The sequence below is a fragment of the Falsibacillus pallidus genome (assembly GCF_050990905.1).
Classification (GTDB): domain Bacteria; phylum Bacillota; class Bacilli; order Bacillales; family DSM-25281; genus Falsibacillus; species Falsibacillus pallidus_A.
Map to the genome: position 1 here is coordinate 2964893 of NZ_CP158866.1, position 20091 is coordinate 2984983.

Below are 20091 nucleotides of genomic sequence, written 5' to 3' on the forward strand. Positions count from 1 at the left end.
TATTAATCTTCCATTGTCGATAAATCGCCTGTTGGAAGGTCTAATTCCCATGCTTTCAATACCCTGCGCATAATCTTACCGCTTCGCGTCTTAGGGAGCTTTTCGCGGAACTCAATTTCTCTCGGAGCCGCGTGTGCTGCAAGTCCTTTCTTTACAAACTGGCGGATTTCTTCCTTCAGTTCATCTGTCGCTTCATATCCAGTACGAAGGGCTACGAATGCTTTGATGATTTCTCCGCGGACAGGATCAGGCTTCCCGATGACACCCGCTTCTGCAATGGCAGGATGCTCAACCAATTTGCTTTCTACTTCAAACGGCCCGACTCTCTCCCCGGATGTCATGATGACATCATCGACTCTTCCTTGGAACCAGAAATAGCCGTCTTGGTCCATATAGGCAGAATCTCCGGATAAATACCAGTCACCAGGCATGAAATAGGATTGATACTTAGGCTCATTTTTCCAAATGGTGTGCATCATGGACGGCCAGCCTTTTTTAATGGCCAGGTTGCCCATGCGGTTTGGAGGGAGTTCATTTCCCTGGTCATCCACGATGGCAGCTTTGACGCCAGGAATCGGTTTCCCCATTGATCCAGGCTTAATTTCCATACATGGATAGTTGCAGATCAACTGGGCACCTGTTTCCGTCATCCACCAAGTATCATGGATCCTCAGATTGAACACCTTCATTCCCCATCGAACCACTTCAGGATTCAAAGGCTCACCTACACTCAGGATATGGCGGAGGGACGAAAGATCGAATTTCTTTACAATGTCGTCCCCTGCCCCCATCAGCATCCTGAATGCAGTCGGAGCACTGTACCAGACCGTCACACCGAAATCCTCAATGGTTTGATACCAATTCTCCGGACTGAATCTTCCACCGACTATGACGTTGGAAGTCCCTGTCAGCCAAGGGCCGAAAATTCCGTAAGAAGTCCCTGTGACCCAGCCAGGATCGGCTGTGCACCAATAGACATCATCTTCTTTTAAATCAAGGACCCACTTTGCGGTCTGATAGTGCTGGATCATGGCATTATGGACATGCAGCACGCCTTTTGGCTTGCCTGTCGAACCGGATGTATAATGCAGGATCAGTCCGTCCGTACGGTCGACCCATTCAATCTCGGCATGCTTGCTGGCTGTTTCCATCTTATTAAGGAAGTCGACATACTTTCCTTCTTCCTTCACATCGTTTCCTACTAGGAAGATATGCTTCAATGCAGGAAGTTCATCAACCGGAACGCGCTCAAGCAATTCCGGAGTCGTCACAAGCACTTTTGCTTCACTATCCTTGAGGCGGTCCTTGACTGCCCCTTCCATGAATGCTTCGAATAATGGTCCGACGATGGCGCCTAATTTGATTGCTCCGAGTACGGCAAAATAAAGCTCAGGGGACCTTGGCATAAAGATGAATACGCGGTCGCCCTTCTCTACGTCCCCAAAGGAGCGGAAGACGTTGGCTGCCTTATTGGTTTCTTCTTTCATATCTTTAAAAGTATACTTTTCATTTCTTGATGCATCCCTGTAATAAAGGGCTACCTTATTTTTTCGATGAGTTTCTGCATGGCGGTCGATAGCCTCATATGCCAAATTGACCTTGCCTGTTTCATACCAGCTAAATTGACTTTCAACATCTTTCCAATTAAAGGAATCATACGTTTCATTATAGTTCTTTAAATTAAAGTCACCTTGTATTGCTGATAGCGCTTCCACTTTCATTTTCCGTATCCCCCTTTATGTAAAATTACAATAATATTATAGTACAAAAAAGAATTTTTCTCAATTTTTTAACATTTCAAAGTTTTCATCCTCCCTTTCAATTGTTAATATATTTATAGAGGCTCTATGATGAAAACGCTTTACTGTTATTTTTATTTGTATAATGATAGAGTTATGAATTTATCAGATATAGAAAACCCTTGAAGGTGGTGACTCCATGGAACATAAAAAAACGTTCAATGTAATGGAATTAAAGACTGCGAAAGGGGATTTGACCATTGAAGGCCCCATTTCTGCTAAACAGCTTGAGGAGATGGAATTTCACGAGGATCTTACCTCGTTCAGGCCCCCTCATCAACAGCATAAAGCCCTTATTGAAATTGCTGGCCTACCGGAAGGCAGGATCATTGCGGCAAGGGATCATAATACCATAGTCGGCTATGTTACCTATCTTTACCCCGACCCGCTTGAAAGGTGGTCGCATGGAAAGATGGAAAATCTGATTGAATTGGGAGCAATTGAAGTGATCCCTAAGTATAGAGGAAGTTCAGTCGGTAAAAACCTCTTGAAGGTTTCCATGATGGATGACGCCATGGAAGATTACATCATTATCACTACTGAATATTATTGGCATTGGGATCTTAAAGGAACAGGATTGAATGTATGGGAGTATCGCAAAGTCATGGAAAAAATGATGAATGCAGGAGGACTCGTCTGGTATGCCACAGATGATCCAGAGATCAGCTCACACCCCGCCAATTGCTTGATGGCAAGGATCGGCAGCCGAATTGATGCTGATTCCATCCAACAATTCGATAAACTCCGCTTCATGAACCGATTTATGTATTAAACAGCAATGTAAAGGAGCTGATTAGATGATCATTGAACAAATCATGAAGACACACGTGGAGACTCTGACGCCTCAGCACACTTTAAAATCAGCCATTGATCTTATGAGGTCAAAAAAAATCCGCCACATCCCCATCGTCAATAATGACAATGAAGTGGTCGGACTGGTGACAGATCGAGACGTAAAAGATGCGGCGCCTTCCATCTTTGAGGAAAATGGCAGCCGGGAAGAATTTTCTGCTCCACTGGAACGAATCATGCAGAAGGACATCATTACAGGCCATCCATTGGACTTTGTCGAGGAGGCTGCGTCCCTCTTTTACGAGCACCATATTGGATGCATGCCGATTACGCGCGATAATAAGCTTGTTGGCATCATTACAGAAACCGACCTGCTTTATACCCTTGTGGAATTGACAGGCGGGAATCAGCCAGGCTCCCAAATAGAAGTCAAAGTACCGAATAAAGCGGGAATGCTCTCCGAAGTGGCAGGAATCATCAGAAGCCATAAAGCAAACGTACATAGTGTTTTGGTATACCCTGACAAAGAGAGCTCCGAGCACAAAATTCTTGTCTTCAGAGTAGGAACAATGAATCCGGTGAATGTAATCAATGCTTTAAAAAGTGAAGGCCATGTGGTCCTTTGGCCGAATATGCCGGGTATGCCATCATGAAAAAAGAGGCTTTATTCGTCTATTCGGATGATTTACTCAACTATCGATTCTCCGAGCATCATCCGTTTAATCAGCAAAGATTGACATTGACGTTGGATTTGTTAAAGGACCTTCAGGCAATAGAGGACAGTGATATCGTCCCTCCAAGAATGGCTTCTGAGGAAGAGCTGCTGCTTGCCCTTAACCCATCCTTTGTAGAAGCAGTCAAAGCGGCAGGAGAGGGGCGTATGGGCGCTGAGAAAGCTGAAGACTTTGGTCTGGGGACCGAGGATACGCCGATTTTCCCTAAAATGCATGAAGCAAGTTCATTAATGGCAGGCGGCACATTGGAGGCTGTCGATGCAGTCATGAGCGGCAGATGCGACCATGCCCTTCATCTTGGAGGCGGACTGCACCATGGCTTCAGGGGAAAAGCATCGGGATTCTGTATTTATAACGACTGCTCGATTGCCATCAAATATTTGCGCGAAAAGTATAACGCACGCGTTCTTTACGTAGATACAGATGCCCACCATGGAGACGGAGTGCAATGGTCTTTCTATGATGATGATCAAGTATGTACACTTTCCATACATGAGACGGGAAGGTACCTTTTCCCCGGCACCGGCAACGTTCATGAAAAAGGCAGCGGCAAGGGATATGGATTCTCTTTCAATATTCCCCTTGATGCCTTTACAGAAGATGAGTCCTGGCTTTTGGCATATGAAGCATCATTCAGGGAAGTCGTTGAGTTTTTTAAACCTGACGTCATCTTGACTCAAAATGGGGCAGATGCCCATTATTTTGACCCGCTCACCCATCTATCGTCCACCATGGATATTTATCGGGAAATCCCGCGCATTGCCCACGAATTGGCCCATGCCTATTGTGGAGGAAAATGGATTGCGGTCGGAGGCGGCGGCTATGACATTTGGAGGGTGGTTCCTCGCGCATGGTCTTACATATGGCTGGAAATGACAGGGCAAATGGATAAGCTGGAAGAGCATCTTCCCCAAACCTGGCTGGAAAAATGGCAGCCGCATTCGCCTGTCACCCTGATCCCAACCTGGAAGGATCCAATAGAGATGTACAAGCCAATTCCGCGAAAGCAGGAAATTAACGAAAAAAATGCCCAGACCGTCGAAAAAGCGCTCTATTCCATCCGGAAGGAAACTAAATAAAAAGACGGGCTTTCACAAAGTGAGAAAGCCCGTCTTTTTTATTTGTCCAGCACCGCCGGCTAGAGGCTGGGAGGTTTCCTTCAGCACACTTACGATAAGTCAACATCGGATCGCTTCGCTCTCCGTGTTTCCTTTATCTCGTGGTGCTTCAGTCCAACCTCGGCGCCTCTGGACAGCCGGCTCCGCTTTTCTTATTGTCCAGCTCCACCGCCTAGCCCCTCGAGTCATAAGCCGCACCTCTACGGAAATCAGGATTTCCTTCGAGTTTCGTCTTATGCTGGTCGGGGCTTTTCGAGGCGCTTGCGCTTTTCTTATTGTCCAGCTCCACCGCCTAGCCCCTCGAGTCATAAGCCGCACCTCTACGGAAATCAGGATTTCCTTCGAGTTCCGTCTTATGCTGGTCGGGGCTTTTCGAGGCGCTTGCGCTTTTCTTATTGTCCAGCTCCACCGCCTAGCCCCTCGAGTCATAAGCCGCACCTCTACGGAAATCAGGATTTCCTTCGAGTTCCGTCTTATGCTGGTCGGGGCTGATCAAGGCGATTCCGCTTTTCTATTTTGAAGAATCCCGGTGTTCTATTCGATGAGGAAGAACTACAATATGATCTTTTACCTCTTCTTTGTTCATATATTTAGTCAGCAAACGCATCGCAACTGCCCCAATATCATAGAGCGGCTGTACGATTGATGTCAGCTGCGGCCTAACCATCAGAGCAAGTCTTGTATTATCGGATGTAATCACTTCCAGATCATCCGGGATGGTAAGCCCTGCATCCTGTGCCCCATGAACGACGCCAAGGGCCATTTCATCGTTCCCTGCAATGACAGCCGTCGGTCTGTCTTTCATTTCTCCAAGCTTCTGCCATGCCTCCAAACCGGAGTCATAGGTATAGTCCCCTTCAATGACCAGCTCTTCATCGTAGGCGATTCCTGATTCCTCAAGAGCTTTTTTGTAGCCTTCAAGCTTTTGTCCACCATTGATGGTATCGTGGAAAGGTCCTACAACAAACGCAATCTGTTTATGCCCCTTACCGGCAAATTCCTTAACAGCATCATATGCTGCCTGATAGTAGTCGATATTGACGGAAGGAATTTTTTCTGATGATTCTACGGAACCTGCAAGAACAATCGGTACAGGAGAGCGCTCAAACTCAGCTGTATGTTCTTCGGTAATGTTGCCGCCCATAAAGACTATCCCATCCACCTGTTTTCCGAGCATCGTATTCAGCAGGTGAAGTTCTTTTTCTTTGTTTTGATCGGAATTGCTCAAAATGATGTTATATTTATACATTGTTGCGATATCTTCAATCCCTCTTGCCAGCTCTGCAAAGAATATATTAGAGATATCAGGGATGATGACCCCAACCGTAGTGGTCTTTTTGCTTGCCAATCCACGCGCCACGGCATTAGGGCGGTATCCAAGCCGTTCAATGACATCGAGGACTTTCTTTCTTGTTGCAGGCTTTACATTCGGGTTCCCGTTCACAACCCTTGATACCGTTGCCATTGAAACATTAGCTTCGCGTGCAACATCATATATTGTAATATTCACTTGTACCACTCTCCTATGTCGAATTCAGCATTATTGTTCCTATAATACGATAGTAAGCTCTTTCAATCAACGAATTCACTTCTATTTTGCCAAGCTTTTAGCCATTTCAGTATAAAAATTCAATAAATCAACAAAAAATGAGAAAAACCGGCCTGCAATAGACCGGTTTAAGGCAATATCCACTTGAAAACCAACTGAATTTACAGTTTTACAGGGTGTACAGAAGAAAGAAGGGAACGGTAGAATTCGTCGAACTGCTCCAGGTCCATCTGCTGCGCTGAATCCGATAATGCAACTGCCGGATCCGGATGGACTTCTGCCATCACACCATCGGCTCCGATTGCCAATGCTGCCTTCGCCGTAGGAAGAAGTAAATCTCTTCTGCCTGTTGAATGCGTCACATCAACGAATACAGGCAAGTGCGTTTCCTGTTTTAAGATAGGTACTGCAGAAATGTCCAGCGTATTCCTAGTTGCGCGCTCGTATGTGCGGATTCCCCGCTCACAAAGGATGATCTGCCCATTTCCCTGTGCCATGATATATTCTGCTGCATTGATGAATTCATCAATGGTTGCAGCAAGCCCTCTTTTCAATAATACAGGCTTGTTGACGGCACCGGCAGCTTTCAACAATTCGAAATTCTGCATGTTCCTTGCACCGATTTGGATGACATCAATATATTCCAAGGCATGTTCAATATCAGCCGGATTGACAATTTCGCTGACAACAGCCATGTCGAAATCATCGGCAATTCTTTTTAGAATCTTAAGTCCCTCTATGCCAAGACCTTGGAAATCGTAAGGAGATGTACGAGGCTTGAAAGCTCCTCCCCTTAATAGCTTCAATCCTTTTGAGTTAATGGATTGTGCCACTGCAGCCACCTGTTCGTAAGACTCTACTGCACAAGGGCCGAAAACAAAATGTGGATTACCGTCTCCGATTTTTTCGCCTTTGATCTCGACAATCGTATCATCTGCTTTTTTCTTGCGGGAAACAAGCAGGGCTTTTCGGTGGTCATCTTCCTGAAGCTCCAATGCCGCTTTGAAGATTTGTTTGAACATATGCTCAATGGTGGAATTTTCAAAAGGTCCATCATTATGCTGCTTAATCAGGTTCAGCATGTCTCTTTCACGGACCGGATCGTAGCGGTTTACGCCTTGTTTTTCTTTAACTTTTCCAATTTCCTGAACCAAACGTGCCCTTTCATTTACAAGCTTTAGGATCTCAAGGTTCATTTCATCGACTTGCTGCCTTAATTGATCAAGTTCTTGGTTGCTCATTGATGGTCATCCTTTCCCTTGCGGTTATTTAAAAGAATTATCCAACGGGACAAATCTTTTCCATATACTAAAAGTGTGATACATTTTTTTATATTAGGCTTTATTATAAATGATTGCAGACAAGATGTCACGAGAAAAAACTTTATTAATTAAACGCTTTTAAGTATTAAAGCATAGTATGACAAACATCAAAAGTAGGTGTATAACTGTGCAAGAAAATGAAAAGATTTTTGCCCTCGATATTGGAACCCGATCGGTAGTCGGAATTATCCTCGAGGAAATAAATTCAGTTTATCATGTGCAAGAGCTGCTTGTAAAAGAACATAAAGAAAGAGCGATGCTGGATGGACAAATCCATGATGTACCCGCCGTTTCCCAAGTCATTCAAGAGATCAAAGAAGAGTTGGAGACAAGGCACGGCGTACTTTCAAAAGTATGCGTAGCTGCTGCCGGAAGGGCTCTAAAAACGGAACGTTCGAGCGTATTTCTGTCCATAAAAGGCAAGAACATACTGACTAAACAGGATGTCCTGCATCTAGAGCTCAGTGCAGTTCAGCAGGCGCAGGCCCACGCTGCTGAAAAATATGATAATGAAAAAAGCTACTATTACTATTGTGTCGGCTATTCGGTCCTCCATTATCGATTGGATGGTGAAGAAATCGGAAGTCTTGTCGATCAGCAAGGGGATGAAGCATCGGTAGAAATCATTGCAACCTTCCTCCCCCGCGTGGTGGTAGAATCCTTGATAGCTGCTCTGAACCGGGCTGGTCTTGAGATGGAAGCATTGACCCTTGAACCAATCGCGGCAATCAATGTATTGATCCCTCCGTCAATGAGAAGATTGAATGTGGCATTAGTGGATATCGGTGCAGGGACTTCAGACATCGCATTGACCAACATGGGGACTGTCGTTGCCTATGGAATGGTCCCAGTCGCAGGAGATGAAATCACAGAGGCCCTCAGCGATGCCCTGCTGCTCGACTTTCCAAATGCAGAAACAGCCAAACGGCAGCTTCTTGAAAATGAGCGGATTGAAATTGAAGATATATTAGGGATGCAATCTACAGTTGAAAAATCTGAAGTCGTCTCAATGATTTCAAATACCATTGATAAACTTGCCAAAAACATCTCCAGTGAAATTCTTTCCTTAAACAATGGGCAGTCTCCAAAAGCTGTCATGCTGGTCGGTGGAGGAAGCATGACACCTGAACTGCCGGAAAGGATTGCAGGATGCCTCAATCTTCCTGCCAACCGGGTGGCCATCAGGGGATCTGATGCAATCCAGGGACTGGAAGTCGATCCAAGCATCAGCAGCGGCCCTGAATACGTTACTCCTATCGGGATCGCCATAGCAGCAAAGAAATCACCTGTCCAATATATCACTGTATATGTGAATGATCGGCCCGTCCGATTATTTGAAGTGAAAAAGCTGACTGTCGGGGACTGTCTGCTGGCATCAGGACAAAAAATCTCCCGTTTATACGGGAAGCCCGGGATGGCCATCATCATTGAGTTCAATGGTCAAGTCGTCACCGTACCAGGTGAACATGGGCATCCTCCACTCATCGAGAAAAATGGGGAGATCTGCGACTTGGATGAAGAAGTATCCCACGGTGACTCCATTACTGCGTTAAACGGGAAAGATGGCGGTCCTGCCAGTGTAAGAATAATAGATTTCATTGATCAAGTCCCTACTAAATCAATTCATTTGAATGGCTTGAAGCAAAAAGTAGGAATGACGGTTTACCGAAATGGTAGAAAAGCTGAACTTGAGGAATACCTTGAAGATAAAGATAAAATAAACATGTCTTTTCCACACACCATCGAAGAATTGATGAAGGAAGTAGAAAAAAAGGAAAACATTCAGCAATTGAAGCCTTTCCGCATTAAAATCAATGGAAAGGACACCTTTCTTCCTGCATATTCAGGCAAAGTGCTGCTAAATGGAAGGGAAGTAAAAGCGACTGAGGCATTTGAAGATGGAGACGAGATTGAAGTCATTCCTTTTAAGAATCCTTCCCTGGAAGAAATCGCACAAAAAAAACAATGGGACCTGGATCGATCCATTACTGTCCGTTTTAATGGAGAGGCACTTTCTATTTCCAAGCCATTAACGGTCATCAGAAGAAACGGAATGATTTTGAATAAAACAGATGTTTTGGATTTCGGGGATGAAATTGAAGTGCAGCAAAAAGAAGCTGAACCATTTATCTTCCAGGACTTATTCCGACATGTAGAAATAGAAATGCCGCCGGATTCACGCGGTCAGTTCAGATTATTAAAAAACAATGAAGACACAACTTTTTACGACGAAATCGTCTCCGGAGACGATTTGGAGATTCTATGGCCAATGGCGGCTAAATAAAAAAACAGGCACTTAAGCCTGTTTTTTTATTTGGACAAAAGTTTGTCCAATTCTTTTTTTGTAATATTCCAGTGTGATGCATGCCAAACCGGCTTCCCATTTTCAATCAGAAAAACTTGTGGGGATTCATGTTTAATCTGGAATTCATCTGCAATCTGGCTTGAAAGCTCCCTTGCTTCCTGCACAGCTAAATAATAGCCTTTGGCATCAGAATCCTGAAGAAAGGAATTGAATTCTTGAAACGCATTGCCGCTGATTGGACAAGTGAGGCTGTGTTTCATAAAGAAAAAACGACTTTCTTTTTCCAACAATTCTTTGAACTGATCCATCGATTCAATTTTCATTTTTATCATCTCCTGAGAAAAAATAAAACGGTGAAGCTATCGTATCACTTCACCGTTCATTAAACAAACTTATTTGCTCATGTTTTGCTCTGTTTCATCAAAGGCTTTTTTTGTTTCTTCAAGCTTTTGGTTAACATCCTCTGCAGTTGTGCCAGCATCGCTTGTTTCAGCCTGTTCTGATTCGCCTGCTGTTCGAAGGTTCTTTACTTTATTGACCAGATCATTTGTTTGAACTGCTTGAGAAAGAGCTGACGTTTTTTCTTTTGCGACTGCTGCCCACTCATTTCCTTTTTCTACTGCAGTGTCTTTGAATTGGGATGATTTCTCCTTAAGCTGCATTGCTTGGATATTCAAATCATCACGCAATTCCTTGCCGGATTTAGGAGCTAAGAATAAGGCTGTCGTAGCACCTACAATCCCGCCAATCAATGCGCCAATCAGAAAGTCTTTAGTATTCATATTTTGATCGTTTCTCTCTGCTGTATTTGTTTCGGTAACTTGAGCCATTTTAATTCCTCCCTAAATTTTTTAAGATCTTGATCTTTGAATGACATGTTCCCTCAATTCCTGCGGTTTTGTCTCAGCAGGAAGATTTGGGGCATGTTTTTCATTTCTTTTTGATTTGAACTTATCCTTCAGCTCCATGAAGACACCGCTCCATTGAACTACCTGGGATATTTTATCTTGATTTCTCTCCACTTCAGAAGAAATGGATGTTGTAACCTTTTTGATGGATTGATTCAATCCCTGAATGGATGTCCCTACATCCTTCACAGCATAAACAACTGTATTCAGACTTTCAGATTTTTCTTGGATGTCCTCCGCAAGGCTGTTTGTTTTATGAAGGAGTTCAGTCGTTTCCCGAGTTACTCCCTGGAGCTGTCCTTCAAGCCCCGTAAGCGTAGAAGATACGCTGTCCATCGTTGTTGTCAGGGATTTTAGTGTCTTTGATAGATTAATGACCAAGATAAGAAAAGCGATCGCAATAAGTGCAATGCTCAAATAAAGAATCAAAATCACTATGTATCCACCTCCTATTTTATATCTTCTCTTCTTTACCCCCATCATCTATGGAGCAAACGACTTTATTATATTTTCTAGAGGAAACAAAATTATCCTTCTTTACAGCTGAATTTTTTTCAGAAAAAACCTTTCCCGCTCAACATTCTTCATGAATTCGGTTACAATGACAATGTGCAACAAAATTGTGTCAAATTAGGAGGAACTACATATGAAAGATCCGCGCATTGAAAAGCTCGCGAAAAATTTAATCAATTATTCCGTCCAGCTTCAGCCAGGTGAAAAGGTCCTTATTGAAAACTTCGGTCTTCAAAAGGAACTTGTCGCAGCACTTGTGAAAGAGGCTTATGCAGCAGGCGGCTACCCATTTGTTTCATTGAAGGATCAGCAGGTTGACCGTGCCCTTCTTATGGGAGCTCAGGAAGAGCAATTCAATATGATTGCAGACTTTGAAGCTCAAGTCATGAGCCAGATGGATGCCTACATCGGCCTTCGTTCCGGAGATAATATCAGTGAACAGTCTGATGTTCCTGCAGATAAAATGAAAATCCATGGCAATACGGTAGGCAAGAAAGTACATAGGGAAATCCGTGTGCCAAAAACGAAATGGGTCGTCCTTCGATATCCAAATGCAGCTATGGCGCAGTTAGCCAAAATGAGCACTGAAGGCTTTGAAGATTTTTATTTTGATGTCTGCAACCTTGACTACAGCAAAATGGATAAGGCCATGGACAGTCTCGTTGAATTGATGAACCGCACAGACAAGGTTCGCCTGACAGGGGAAGGAACCGACTTGACTTTCTCCATTAAGGACATCCCAGCAGTGAAATGTGCGGGCCGTTTGAACATCCCTGACGGTGAAGTTTATTCTGCCCCTGTGAAAGATTCAGTTAATGGAACTATCTCATACAATACACCTTCTCCTTATCAAGGCTTTACATTTGAAAATGTCAAATTGACTTTCAAAGATGGAAAGATCGTTGAAGCGACAGCAAATGACACAGATCGAATCAATAAGATTTTTGATACAGATGAAGGCGCCCGCTATGTAGGGGAATTCGCTATTGGAGTGAATCCATATATCCTGAATCCGATGCAGGATATCTTATTTGATGAGAAAATCGATGGCAGCTTCCATTTCACACCCGGTGAATGCTATGAGGATGCATACAATGGAAACCATTCCAACATCCATTGGGATATGGTCATGATCCAAAGACCGGAATACGGCGGAGGAGAAATTTATTTTGATGATGTTCTCATCCGAAAAGACGGCCGTTTCGTACTGCCGGAACTGGAATGTTTAAATCCGGAGAATCTCAAGTAAATAGAAAAGACCGAAATAATAAAGGAAGCCGCTTGATTGAAGCGGCTTCCTTTTCCTATATTCAAGCCTCTTTCAGGCTATCCTTCTTTAGTTCTTCGTAGGCTGCTTGGAATTTTTGAATATCTCCCGCCCCCATGAAAATAATGACGCTGTCCCTGTACGCCAATAATGGGGAAGTATCTGTTTCATTGATCAGATGGGAACCTTCAATTTTCTCACGGAGATCGTGAATAGAAAGCTTTCCATGATTTTCACGAGCAGATCCAAAGATGTCGCATAAGAATACATGGTCTGCTTCGCTCAAACTTTTGGCAAAATCCGTCAGGAACGTCTGAGTCCTTGTGAAAGTATGAGGCTGAAAAACAGCTACTAGTTCTTTCCCAGGGAACTTTTGCCTTGCTGATTCAATCGTCGCTTTTATTTCCGTTGGATGATGGGCGTAATCATCAATGATGATTTGATCCCCAAGCACTTTTTCAGTGAATCTTCTTTTTACGCCGCCATAGCTCATGAATTGCTTCTGTACGGCTTCCGCATCAATCTCTTCATAATGGCAGACAGCAATGACTGATAATGCATTAAGCACATTATGATCTCCATATTGAGGGATCTTAAAGCTTGCATAGAAATTGTTCCTTACAAATACGTCGAAGGATGTACCACTTTCATCCCTCTCCACATTTCTTGCCTGGAAGTCATTCTCTTCATCAAATCCATAGAACAGCACCGGCACTTTTGCCTGTATTTTTTGAAGCTGCTCATCATCTCCGCATGCAAAGATTCCTTTTTTCACTTGAAGAGCCATCTCCTGAAAGGCAGAAAAGACGTCATCGATATTGGCAAAATAATCAGGGTGGTCAAAATCGATGTTTGTCATAATGGCATAGTCAGGAAAATAGGAAAGGAAATGTCTTCTGTATTCACATGCTTCAAATACAAAATACTCTGCATCCGCGTCGCCTTTCCCAGTACCGTCCCCGATTAAAAAGGATGTAGGTTTAGCCCCTCTCATAATATGGGCCAATAATCCAGTAGTGGATGTTTTGCCGTGTGCGCCTGTCACTGCGATGCTTGTAAAGCGCTGCATGAAGTCGCCCAAAAATTTATGATATCTGATGACTGGCAGCCCTAATTTTAGAGCCTCGTCAATTTCTTCATGAGTATCCGGATAAGCATTTCCAGCGATCACTGTCATTCCAGGCTGAATATTTTCGCGCTGGAAAGGCATGATTTTGATTCCTGAATCCTCAAGGGATGCTTGAGTGAAAAAGTACTTCTCCACATCAGAACCTTGGACATTATAATTCATATCGTGAAGGACTTGCGCCAGAGCGCTCATTCCTGAACCCTTAATGCCTACGAAATGGTATAAAGTCATAATAGAACCTCCAACATTCGTCTATCTGTAAGCAGTATATGAAATCAATCTTTTTTTGCGATGGTCCACATTTCTGATCATGAACTCATTAAATTTAAATTAAAAGCTTTTAACGCAATTTTCATATTGAATCATTATAGCATTAATTAATCACTATGACTATGTAGTGTCTGAACATCGGGGGAAAATGCATATTTCATACTATTTTCTTTCAAATAGGTCCGCCATGCCAGACCATTTTGTTCCAATGCTGCTTTTTTATAATCCTTTAAGAGCATGTCAATCCTCTCAGGGGTATTTACCACAAAAATATCACCGACTAACATTTCTTTCGTCAATAATGGAATTTTTCTTAGAAATGCGCATCCTTTGGAAACATTCATAGAAGCGGCTGCCTTTATCTGTACTTCTGTGTAAGGTGCCGCTAAATGCCTCGCCTTGAATTCTCCATCTGAGTGAACTTCAGTGATTTCGACCGGCTCAAGGGCCGCAGTCAAAAAGAGAGCCCCTTGAATAAAGTCGGGCTCTGTCCATTGCTGCTGCCGGCTGTACAAAAATGTATGAAAGATTGTTTTGCCGCTGATGGTTTTATAATCGAAAAGGAACCATTGAAAAAAAGCTTCTTCCAGCCGATCAAGGGCGGCATTTGATATCCCTGTCATGCTGCAAAAAATATGCTTTCCCCTCACCTTTTCACGGATATTGGAAGAACGTTCTGCATATTCACGTGCCATTTCATAGATATTCGATGCTTTTTCTTCGGCCAAACGCTGCTTTTTCTCTTTGAACTCATGAAAATCCAACAAAGAATCTGCTTCGTTCGGCATATCAATTCCATTCCACTTTTTCTAATCTTGGATTAAGGCGGAGTCTCCTTCCAGCTTTCGCTTGCGGAGTACCGTCAAGTACAACGTTATCTCCTGTAAAACCAATATTGATTTTCAACAGGCTGCTGCCGATGCCGTACATGTCGACCGGTACACCGGATTTTTCAAAGTCCAAAATCCGGTCTTCGCTGAATCCTCCGGAAACGACAATCTTGACGTGGCCGAATCCCTCATCATCAAGGGATTTTCTTAAAGCAAATATCAATTGGGCATTGACGCCGCGGGGATCAAAAGTCCCTAAAAGATGCTGATTACGCAAGAAGTATTTATCAATCATCGTCCTTGATGTATCCACTCGGACGCCTTTTAATTCCTTGCCAAATTCCCTGGCAACCTTTAGTGAATCAGTAATGACATCATTATTATAATCCACCAAAGAAATCAATTCGTCTTCAGGAAATGTCTCCTGATATGCCTTTGTTGCTGCAACGATATCTCCATTAAACAGTTGGATCAAGGCATGCGGCATTGTCCCCATTCCCTTTTTGCCCCACCATTCGCTCATTGCATGCGTGGCCTGAGCCGTTGCGCCGCCGATGTATGCTGCATATCCATCGCCTGCTTGTGTAGTAAAGTGGTCATCCCGGTCTCCCATGAAAATAACAGGTTTTTGTGTACCTGATACAGCTGCCGCTTTGACTACATTATATACATTAGTAGCAACAGAAGTCCTTCTGGCTAAGATACCGTCAATCAATCCTTCCAGGTAGCCGAAATCCTGATATCTTCCTTCTATTGTGAGTACGGTCTCAAACGGGCTGATCTTGTCCCCGTCCTTTAATGATTTGATGACTAGTTCTTCGGGATTGTCCGCAAATGTATGAAGCAAGGCAATCACTTCATCCGTTCCGCACAAAACAGCTTCATTCTTCTGGAAGAATTGCATTGTGACCCGGCTCTCCGGTTTGAATTTACGTGCGATTTCACGTGTTTTCAAAAAATAGACAGCAGAGAACCAGCCTTCCTTCACTCTTTCGTCGAACTTAAATGTATGATTCGTCAAACGGTTGATTTTTCCTTGAAGTTTTAACTCGATTTCCTTCATTCTCAAAAGCTCCTTAAAAAGTCACTTTGTCCATTTTCCAACAGTGGAAAAGGACTTAATTACGTTTAGTATGTTTAGACATAAGTAAAGAATACCATGTTCTATAAACTAGGACTAGTATCCTGTATCGATTCTAGCTCACCTTCGGAGATTAGTACATCCCTTGGCTTCGTACCGCGTGATTCAGATATGATTCCTTGCTTTTCAAGCAGGTCGATCAAACGGGCTGCCCTATTATAGCCGATATGGAATCTTCTTTGAAGGGAAGATGTTGAAGCACCGCCTTGATCGACAATAAATTCACATGCTTCAAAAAAGAGCGGGTCTTCTTCTTCTGCCATTTGTGTTTTCTTAAGCAGTTCTTCCTGCTGAAACAGATAATCCGGTTCCTGCTGTGAGCGTACATGATCGACAATCATGTCTATTTCATCATCGGAAACAAATGTGCCTTGCAGCCTGAATGGCTTGGATGCCCCGTTTTCAAGGAACAGCATATCCCCTTTGCCTAAGAGCTTTTCTGCACCGCTGATGTCGATGATGGTCCTTGAATCGATTTGAGAAGAAACCGAAAACGCAATCCTTGTCGGAACATTCGCTTTGATCAACCCTGTAATGACATCCACTGATGGCCTCTGAGTAGCGATGATCAAGTGGATTCCGCATGCACGGGCTTTTTGGGCAATTCGACAAATCGCCTCTTCTACATCTGCCGGGGACATCATCATAAGATCAGCCAATTCATCAATGATAATGACGATATAAGGAAGCTTGTCGCTGTATTGTTTACTTTTCTCTGCTAAATCATTGAATCGAGTGATATCCCTTGCACCAGCATGGGCAAATAATTGATAGCGCCGCTCCATTTCTTCCACCGCCCACTTCAAGGCTCCCGTAGCTGCTTTGACATCTGTGATCACGGGACTGACAAGGTGGGGGATATGGTTATAAGGGGCCAATTCCACCATTTTCGGGTCAATCAACAGAAGCTTCAATTCATGCGGCTTTGCTTTATAAAGCAAACTTAAAAGAATGGAATTGATGCAGACGCTTTTTCCTGAACCCGTTGCTCCTGCAATCAAGCCGTGCGGCATCTTTTTTAAATCTGTGACGATCGGATTCCCGGAGATATCCAGTCCAAGTGCGGCTGTCAAAGGCGAGCTGCTCTCTTGAAAGGCCGGGCTTGAAATGATTTCACTTATCCAGACAGGCCTTCCGGATTTGTTCGGGACTTCGATTCCGATTGTATGCTTGCCAGGAATCGGTGCTTCAATCCGAATATCCTTAGCAGCCAGGCTTAATTTGATATCATCGGAAAGATTTGTGATTTTATTCACTTTTACCCCTGGAGCCGGCTGTACCTCAAATCTTGTGACAGCAGGTCCCTGGGTGACATTGACGACTTGTGCCTGAACATTGAAGTTAGCAAGAGTTTCATTCAATAACTCACTTTGCTGTCTGAGCCAGTCATCACTAGGCTCTTCTTCAACAGGGGGATTGAGATATTCATATGGAGGAAGGGTATATCCATTTGATGTCCCATTTTCCTCTTCCAGTGGTTCAAATAGAACTTCTTCCACTGCTGGCTTTTTTTCCTCCACTGCATCGGGAACAGGTAGTTCCTCTCTTATACTCGCTTCAATGGAAGGTTTCAATCCTATGCTTTTTTTTTGCTCATATTTTGTCCGGTCCTGCTTCGTCATGATGACATTAAACGGAAGGTGGGAACGTTTCTTTTGTTCTTGGGCTTCTTCTATCTCTGGAACATCTTCAATCTCTTCTGCTTCTTCCATCACTGCCGCGTCTGCTTCGTCATCAATTTCAACTGTTGTTGAAGTTTCAATTGATTGCATCGATCCTAAAACAATGGAATCGTCTTCAATTTCTTCAAAAACCTGCTCTTCCTTCACCTCTATCTCTTGGGTGGCTTCAACTTTCATAACCTCTTTATCTTCTACTATTTCAGACTCGAACGATTCCATTTGAGATTCTATAGTCGTTTCTTCAACAGACGCGGCCGGGTCGATTAAGGATGGATCGGACATTTCTTCATTAAGCTTCAGCCTGATTTCAGCCTTAAGTTCCTCTTTAGAGGTATTCACTTCTTCCTTCTGCAAAACGGAGGAAGGTATATCTATTTCCTTTGTGAAGGCAGCATTTACTGTTTTTATTCCGCTTAATTCAATTTCCACTTTTTCATTAGGCTTCGGCCGATTGAATCCGTATATCGGTGAAGGGATCTCAGTCGGTGTAAATGGCCTGCTGAGTTTTGGTTTGATTGTGGTGCGGCTCGCATGGCTGGACTGTTCATTTCTAGGAGGCTCTTTCTTCGCCGACGGGCTCTCTTGTTTTTTTTCTAAAACCTTTGGCAGCGGCTTTTCTTTTTTTCGATGTACTGACTGCTTTTCTTCAGGCTGCTGCCTCATTTGCTGTCTTCTTTGCTCCCTCGCCTTCCCTTGATCAGGGATCAAAGGGAAGCGGAATTCTCCTTTTGGATACTGGTAGGTCATACGTGTTTCGATTTCTTTTCCTTTGGATGCCCTCTTTTGGTCTTCCATTTGAGTAGGGAGTTCAGAGCTTTCATGGGTTATATGTTCATATTCTTCTTCGATATTTTCATCTGATTTCAGTATTTTTGCGATTTTTTTAAACCAGCTCATATGTATCACTCTTTCTGTAGTAATCATTCTTTATTGTAACAGTTTCCGACAGAATTTCGAGCGAATATATAAAAGGACGTAGCGAAAAACTTGCTTTTAAGACAAAGTCCACTAGAAAAAACGACTCCTTTTTCCCACCACATAACAAAAAATGTAAATCGTTCCGGGATAAAGGGAAATTCCACGGCCTCCAATACCCCTATTTTTTTAGTAATTAAAGACAAAAAACCGGCTCTATTGAGCCAGTTTTCGTTTACAGGTATAGAAGCTTAAGAAATAAATGGTTGTCCGGCGGAGTACTTTTCATTTTCCAATACAAGGATTCCTTTTTCTTGAGGGGCATCAGGCAGAGCCAATTCCCTTGCAGAGCAAATCATCCCGCTTGATGGGACACCCCTTAATTCAGCATCCTTGATAATCATTCCGCTAGGCATTACCGCGCCAACTTTTGCCACTACCACTTTTTGTCCTTCATCGACATTCGGTGCACCACAGACGATTTGAAGCACTTCCCCGCTGCCTACATCCACTTTGCAGATATTCAACTTATCCGCGTTTGGATGTTTTTCTTTGGACTGAACATATCCAACAACAAATTTCGGAGAAAAGTCAGCTTCCAATTGATCTTCAAATCCGTTTTTTGAAAGGGCTTCATTGATAACAGCCAGTTTTTCTTCATTCATTTCAACAGATCCGGACTCATTCAGTTCCAAGTATTGAGAGGCATTGAAAAGATTGAATCCAATCAGTTCTTTGGATTCGCTGTTAATGATTTTTACGGCATCTCCTTTGCGTTCAAAGGAATGAACCTCTCTTTCTGCATCCCCTAAGACGATGATCAACGTATCGCCGATTCCTTCTTTATTATAAAAAACGTTCATGACCTATTGTTCCTCCTTATTTTTTGCGATTCTTCCCTAGAATGAATATTGGCTCCAATTCACCGTTTTCATATAAAAATGACAGCGCTGTAATTGGAACAGTGCCAGCTGCGAAAAAGCTCATGGTCATTTGTGCCAGGATGTCATATCCTGTTTCATTGCGGATATCCCCAATGATCAATACATCCTGATGGGGAACAGCAAGAGTCATTTCCCCTTCCACTTTCTCAGACATGCCCTCAAGGAATGAAGCATTGAGAATCCTGCTTGCATCATATCCATCATTTGTATTAAGGAAATAAAATTCATTCCCGGCAACGTTGTCAGATTTCATTTTGACGGGCAGGGACCGGACGTTGAAAAGAGCGGTTTCTTTAATATGCTCCTTGCTCCATCCTTCCTGAGCAGCAAACTCTTCATCAATCAGCCTGTAGGTATTCCCAAGATCCAAGGCATAGTAGATTCGGGTTTCTGCAGTATGCTCGTCCGTGATAAAAGCAGTGCCTTCAGAGCTTTCCATTGGAAACGAGGTGGAGCGGATGACAGGAAAGATATTCTTTTCTTTTCCCTTTCCTTCGGTTTTCGTACCCATTACACCAAGGGCTTCATTTACGTAATAGACAACTTCATCAATGGCTTTTTCTTTTTGCTCCTGCCATTTTGCTACGATTCCAGGCAAAGTGATATCAATGCCTTTTTTGGTGTCCGTATTTTCTACACGGAGCACTTCTTTTTCTCGGTCATATGTAAAAGTTCTATGCGGCTCTTCTAATCGTGCCTGCAGTTCTTTTTTCATTTTTATTGAATCCATTTTCATTTTGACCCCTCCTTCAAAGAGTAGGAGATTGAATTGCCATGTTTCATTTTACAATAAAACTCCCTTCAAGTACAAAACGAGTTTACGGGAAGTCCGCAAACTCGTTAACACCGCTGTTGATTTCCGTTCAACAGCTG

Annotated in this window: 17 protein-coding genes; 5 read left to right on the forward strand and 12 right to left on the reverse strand. The window is 43.3% G+C overall.

The window, feature by feature from the left end:
* Positions 1–2 precede the first annotated feature (2 nt).
* A complete protein-coding gene (gene acsA / locus ABTV07_RS15570) occupies positions 3–1721 on the reverse strand; it encodes an acetate--CoA ligase (RefSeq protein WP_433743741.1) in 1719 nt (572 codons plus the stop codon).
* Between the two features lie 217 nt (positions 1722–1938).
* Here acsA and ABTV07_RS15575 point away from each other — a divergent pair, with 217 nt between their 5' ends.
* The 3 genes from ABTV07_RS15575 to ABTV07_RS15585 are packed head-to-tail and all read left to right on the forward strand — an operon-like array spanning position 1939 to position 4404.
* Positions 1939–2571 carry a GNAT family N-acetyltransferase gene (locus ABTV07_RS15575; RefSeq protein ID WP_433743744.1) on the forward strand — a complete coding sequence of 211 codons (633 nt, stop codon included), beginning with the start codon at positions 1939–1941 and terminating at the stop codon, positions 2569–2571.
* A gap of 25 nt (positions 2572–2596) precedes the next feature.
* Positions 2597–3244, forward strand: a complete 648-nt coding sequence (locus ABTV07_RS15580; RefSeq protein WP_433743747.1) for an acetoin utilization AcuB family protein — start codon at positions 2597–2599, stop codon at positions 3242–3244.
* Entirely contained in the window at positions 3241–4404 is a 1164-nt protein-coding gene (locus ABTV07_RS15585) for an acetoin utilization protein AcuC (RefSeq protein WP_433743750.1), read from the forward strand. Before ABTV07_RS15580 ends, ABTV07_RS15585 begins: the two co-directional genes overlap by 4 nt.
* A 550-nt stretch (positions 4405–4954) precedes the next feature.
* Here ABTV07_RS15585 and ccpA read toward each other — a convergent pair.
* Both ccpA and ABTV07_RS15595 read right to left on the reverse strand, forming a co-directional pair.
* Positions 4955–5953, reverse strand: a complete 999-nt coding sequence (gene ccpA / locus ABTV07_RS15590) for a catabolite control protein A (RefSeq protein ID WP_433743752.1) — start codon at positions 5951–5953, stop codon at positions 4955–4957.
* A gap of 200 nt (positions 5954–6153) precedes the next feature.
* Positions 6154–7233 carry a bifunctional 3-deoxy-7-phosphoheptulonate synthase/chorismate mutase gene (locus ABTV07_RS15595; protein WP_433743755.1) on the reverse strand — a complete coding sequence of 360 codons (1080 nt, stop codon included), beginning with the start codon at positions 7231–7233 and terminating at the stop codon, positions 6154–6156.
* 208 nt (positions 7234–7441) lie between these two features.
* Here ABTV07_RS15595 and ABTV07_RS15600 point away from each other — a divergent pair, with 208 nt between their 5' ends.
* Positions 7442–9598, forward strand: coding sequence for a cell division protein FtsA (locus tag ABTV07_RS15600; protein ID WP_433743757.1), 2157 nt, complete (start codon positions 7442–7444; stop codon positions 9596–9598).
* Between the two features lie 26 nt (positions 9599–9624).
* On the opposite strand, the gene ytxJ is transcribed toward ABTV07_RS15600, so the two are convergent.
* The 3 genes from ytxJ to ABTV07_RS15615 form a co-directional block, all read right to left on the reverse strand.
* A complete protein-coding gene (ytxJ, locus tag ABTV07_RS15605) occupies positions 9625–9942 on the reverse strand; it encodes a bacillithiol system redox-active protein YtxJ (protein ID WP_433743759.1) in 318 nt (105 codons plus the stop codon).
* Positions 9943–10011: 69 nt separating this feature from the next.
* On the reverse strand, positions 10012–10449 hold the full coding sequence (locus tag ABTV07_RS15610) for a YtxH domain-containing protein (RefSeq protein WP_433743761.1): 438 nt from the start codon (positions 10447–10449) through the stop codon (positions 10012–10014).
* Positions 10450–10470: 21 nt separating this feature from the next.
* Positions 10471–10962 (reverse strand): DUF948 domain-containing protein, encoded by a 492-nt coding sequence (locus tag ABTV07_RS15615; protein WP_433743764.1) that lies wholly within the window; start codon positions 10960–10962, stop codon positions 10471–10473.
* A gap of 211 nt (positions 10963–11173) precedes the next feature.
* Between ABTV07_RS15615 and ABTV07_RS15620 the strand changes: the two genes are divergently transcribed.
* On the forward strand, positions 11174–12289 hold the full coding sequence (locus ABTV07_RS15620) for an aminopeptidase (protein WP_433743767.1): 1116 nt from the start codon (positions 11174–11176) through the stop codon (positions 12287–12289).
* Positions 12290–12350: 61 nt separating this feature from the next.
* Here the strand turns inward: ABTV07_RS15620 and murC are convergent, their stop codons facing one another.
* The 6 genes from murC to ABTV07_RS15650 form a co-directional block, all read right to left on the reverse strand.
* Entirely contained in the window at positions 12351–13667 is a 1317-nt protein-coding gene (murC, locus tag ABTV07_RS15625) for a UDP-N-acetylmuramate--L-alanine ligase (protein WP_433743770.1), read from the reverse strand.
* 146 nt (positions 13668–13813) lie between these two features.
* Positions 13814–14494: a hypothetical protein gene (locus tag ABTV07_RS15630; RefSeq protein ID WP_433743773.1), complete on the reverse strand. Its 681-nt coding sequence runs from the start codon at positions 14492–14494 to the stop codon at positions 13814–13816.
* A 1-nt stretch (position 14495) separates the two neighbouring features.
* A complete protein-coding gene (locus ABTV07_RS15635; RefSeq protein WP_433743776.1) occupies positions 14496–15599 on the reverse strand; it encodes a nicotinate phosphoribosyltransferase in 1104 nt (367 codons plus the stop codon).
* 101 nt (positions 15600–15700) lie between these two features.
* Positions 15701–18256: a DNA translocase FtsK gene (locus ABTV07_RS15640; protein ID WP_433743779.1), complete on the reverse strand. Its 2556-nt coding sequence runs from the start codon at positions 18254–18256 to the stop codon at positions 15701–15703.
* A 269-nt stretch (positions 18257–18525) separates the two neighbouring features.
* Entirely contained in the window at positions 18526–19137 is a 612-nt protein-coding gene (gene ytpR / locus ABTV07_RS15645) for a YtpR family tRNA-binding protein (RefSeq protein ID WP_433743782.1), read from the reverse strand.
* A 16-nt stretch (positions 19138–19153) separates the two neighbouring features.
* Positions 19154–19954 carry a DUF1444 domain-containing protein gene (locus ABTV07_RS15650; RefSeq protein ID WP_433743785.1) on the reverse strand — a complete coding sequence of 267 codons (801 nt, stop codon included), beginning with the start codon at positions 19952–19954 and terminating at the stop codon, positions 19154–19156.
* Positions 19955–20091 lie beyond the last annotated feature (137 nt).

Excerpts from the sequence above, each read along its gene's own strand:
- ABTV07_RS15575 (WP_433743744.1), top strand. The coding sequence starts at position 1,939 with ATGGAACATAAAAAAACGTTCAATGTAATGGAATTAAAGACTGCGAAA.
- ABTV07_RS15630 (WP_433743773.1), bottom strand. The coding sequence starts at position 14,494 with ATGCCGAACGAAGCAGATTCTTTGTTGGATTTTCATGAGTTCAAAGAG.
- ABTV07_RS15585 (WP_433743750.1), top strand. The coding sequence starts at position 3,241 with ATGAAAAAAGAGGCTTTATTCGTCTATTCGGATGATTTACTCAACTAT.
- ytpR (WP_433743782.1), bottom strand. The coding sequence starts at position 19,137 with ATGAACGTTTTTTATAATAAAGAAGGAATCGGCGATACGTTGATCATC.
- ABTV07_RS15610 (WP_433743761.1), bottom strand. The coding sequence starts at position 10,449 with ATGGCTCAAGTTACCGAAACAAATACAGCAGAGAGAAACGATCAAAAT.
- acsA (WP_433743741.1), bottom strand. The coding sequence starts at position 1,721 with ATGAAAGTGGAAGCGCTATCAGCAATACAAGGTGACTTTAATTTAAAG.
- ABTV07_RS15620 (WP_433743767.1), top strand. The coding sequence starts at position 11,174 with ATGAAAGATCCGCGCATTGAAAAGCTCGCGAAAAATTTAATCAATTAT.
- ABTV07_RS15635 (WP_433743776.1), bottom strand. The coding sequence starts at position 15,599 with ATGAAGGAAATCGAGTTAAAACTTCAAGGAAAAATCAACCGTTTGACG.
- ytxJ (WP_433743759.1), bottom strand. The coding sequence starts at position 9,942 with ATGAAAATTGAATCGATGGATCAGTTCAAAGAATTGTTGGAAAAAGAA.
- ABTV07_RS15640 (WP_433743779.1), bottom strand. The coding sequence starts at position 18,256 with ATGAGCTGGTTTAAAAAAATCGCAAAAATACTGAAATCAGATGAAAAT.
- ABTV07_RS15595 (WP_433743755.1), bottom strand. The coding sequence starts at position 7,233 with ATGAGCAACCAAGAACTTGATCAATTAAGGCAGCAAGTCGATGAAATG.
- ABTV07_RS15650 (WP_433743785.1), bottom strand. The coding sequence starts at position 19,954 with ATGAAAATGGATTCAATAAAAATGAAAAAAGAACTGCAGGCACGATTA.
- murC (WP_433743770.1), bottom strand. The coding sequence starts at position 13,667 with ATGACTTTATACCATTTCGTAGGCATTAAGGGTTCAGGAATGAGCGCT.
- ABTV07_RS15580 (WP_433743747.1), top strand. The coding sequence starts at position 2,597 with ATGATCATTGAACAAATCATGAAGACACACGTGGAGACTCTGACGCCT.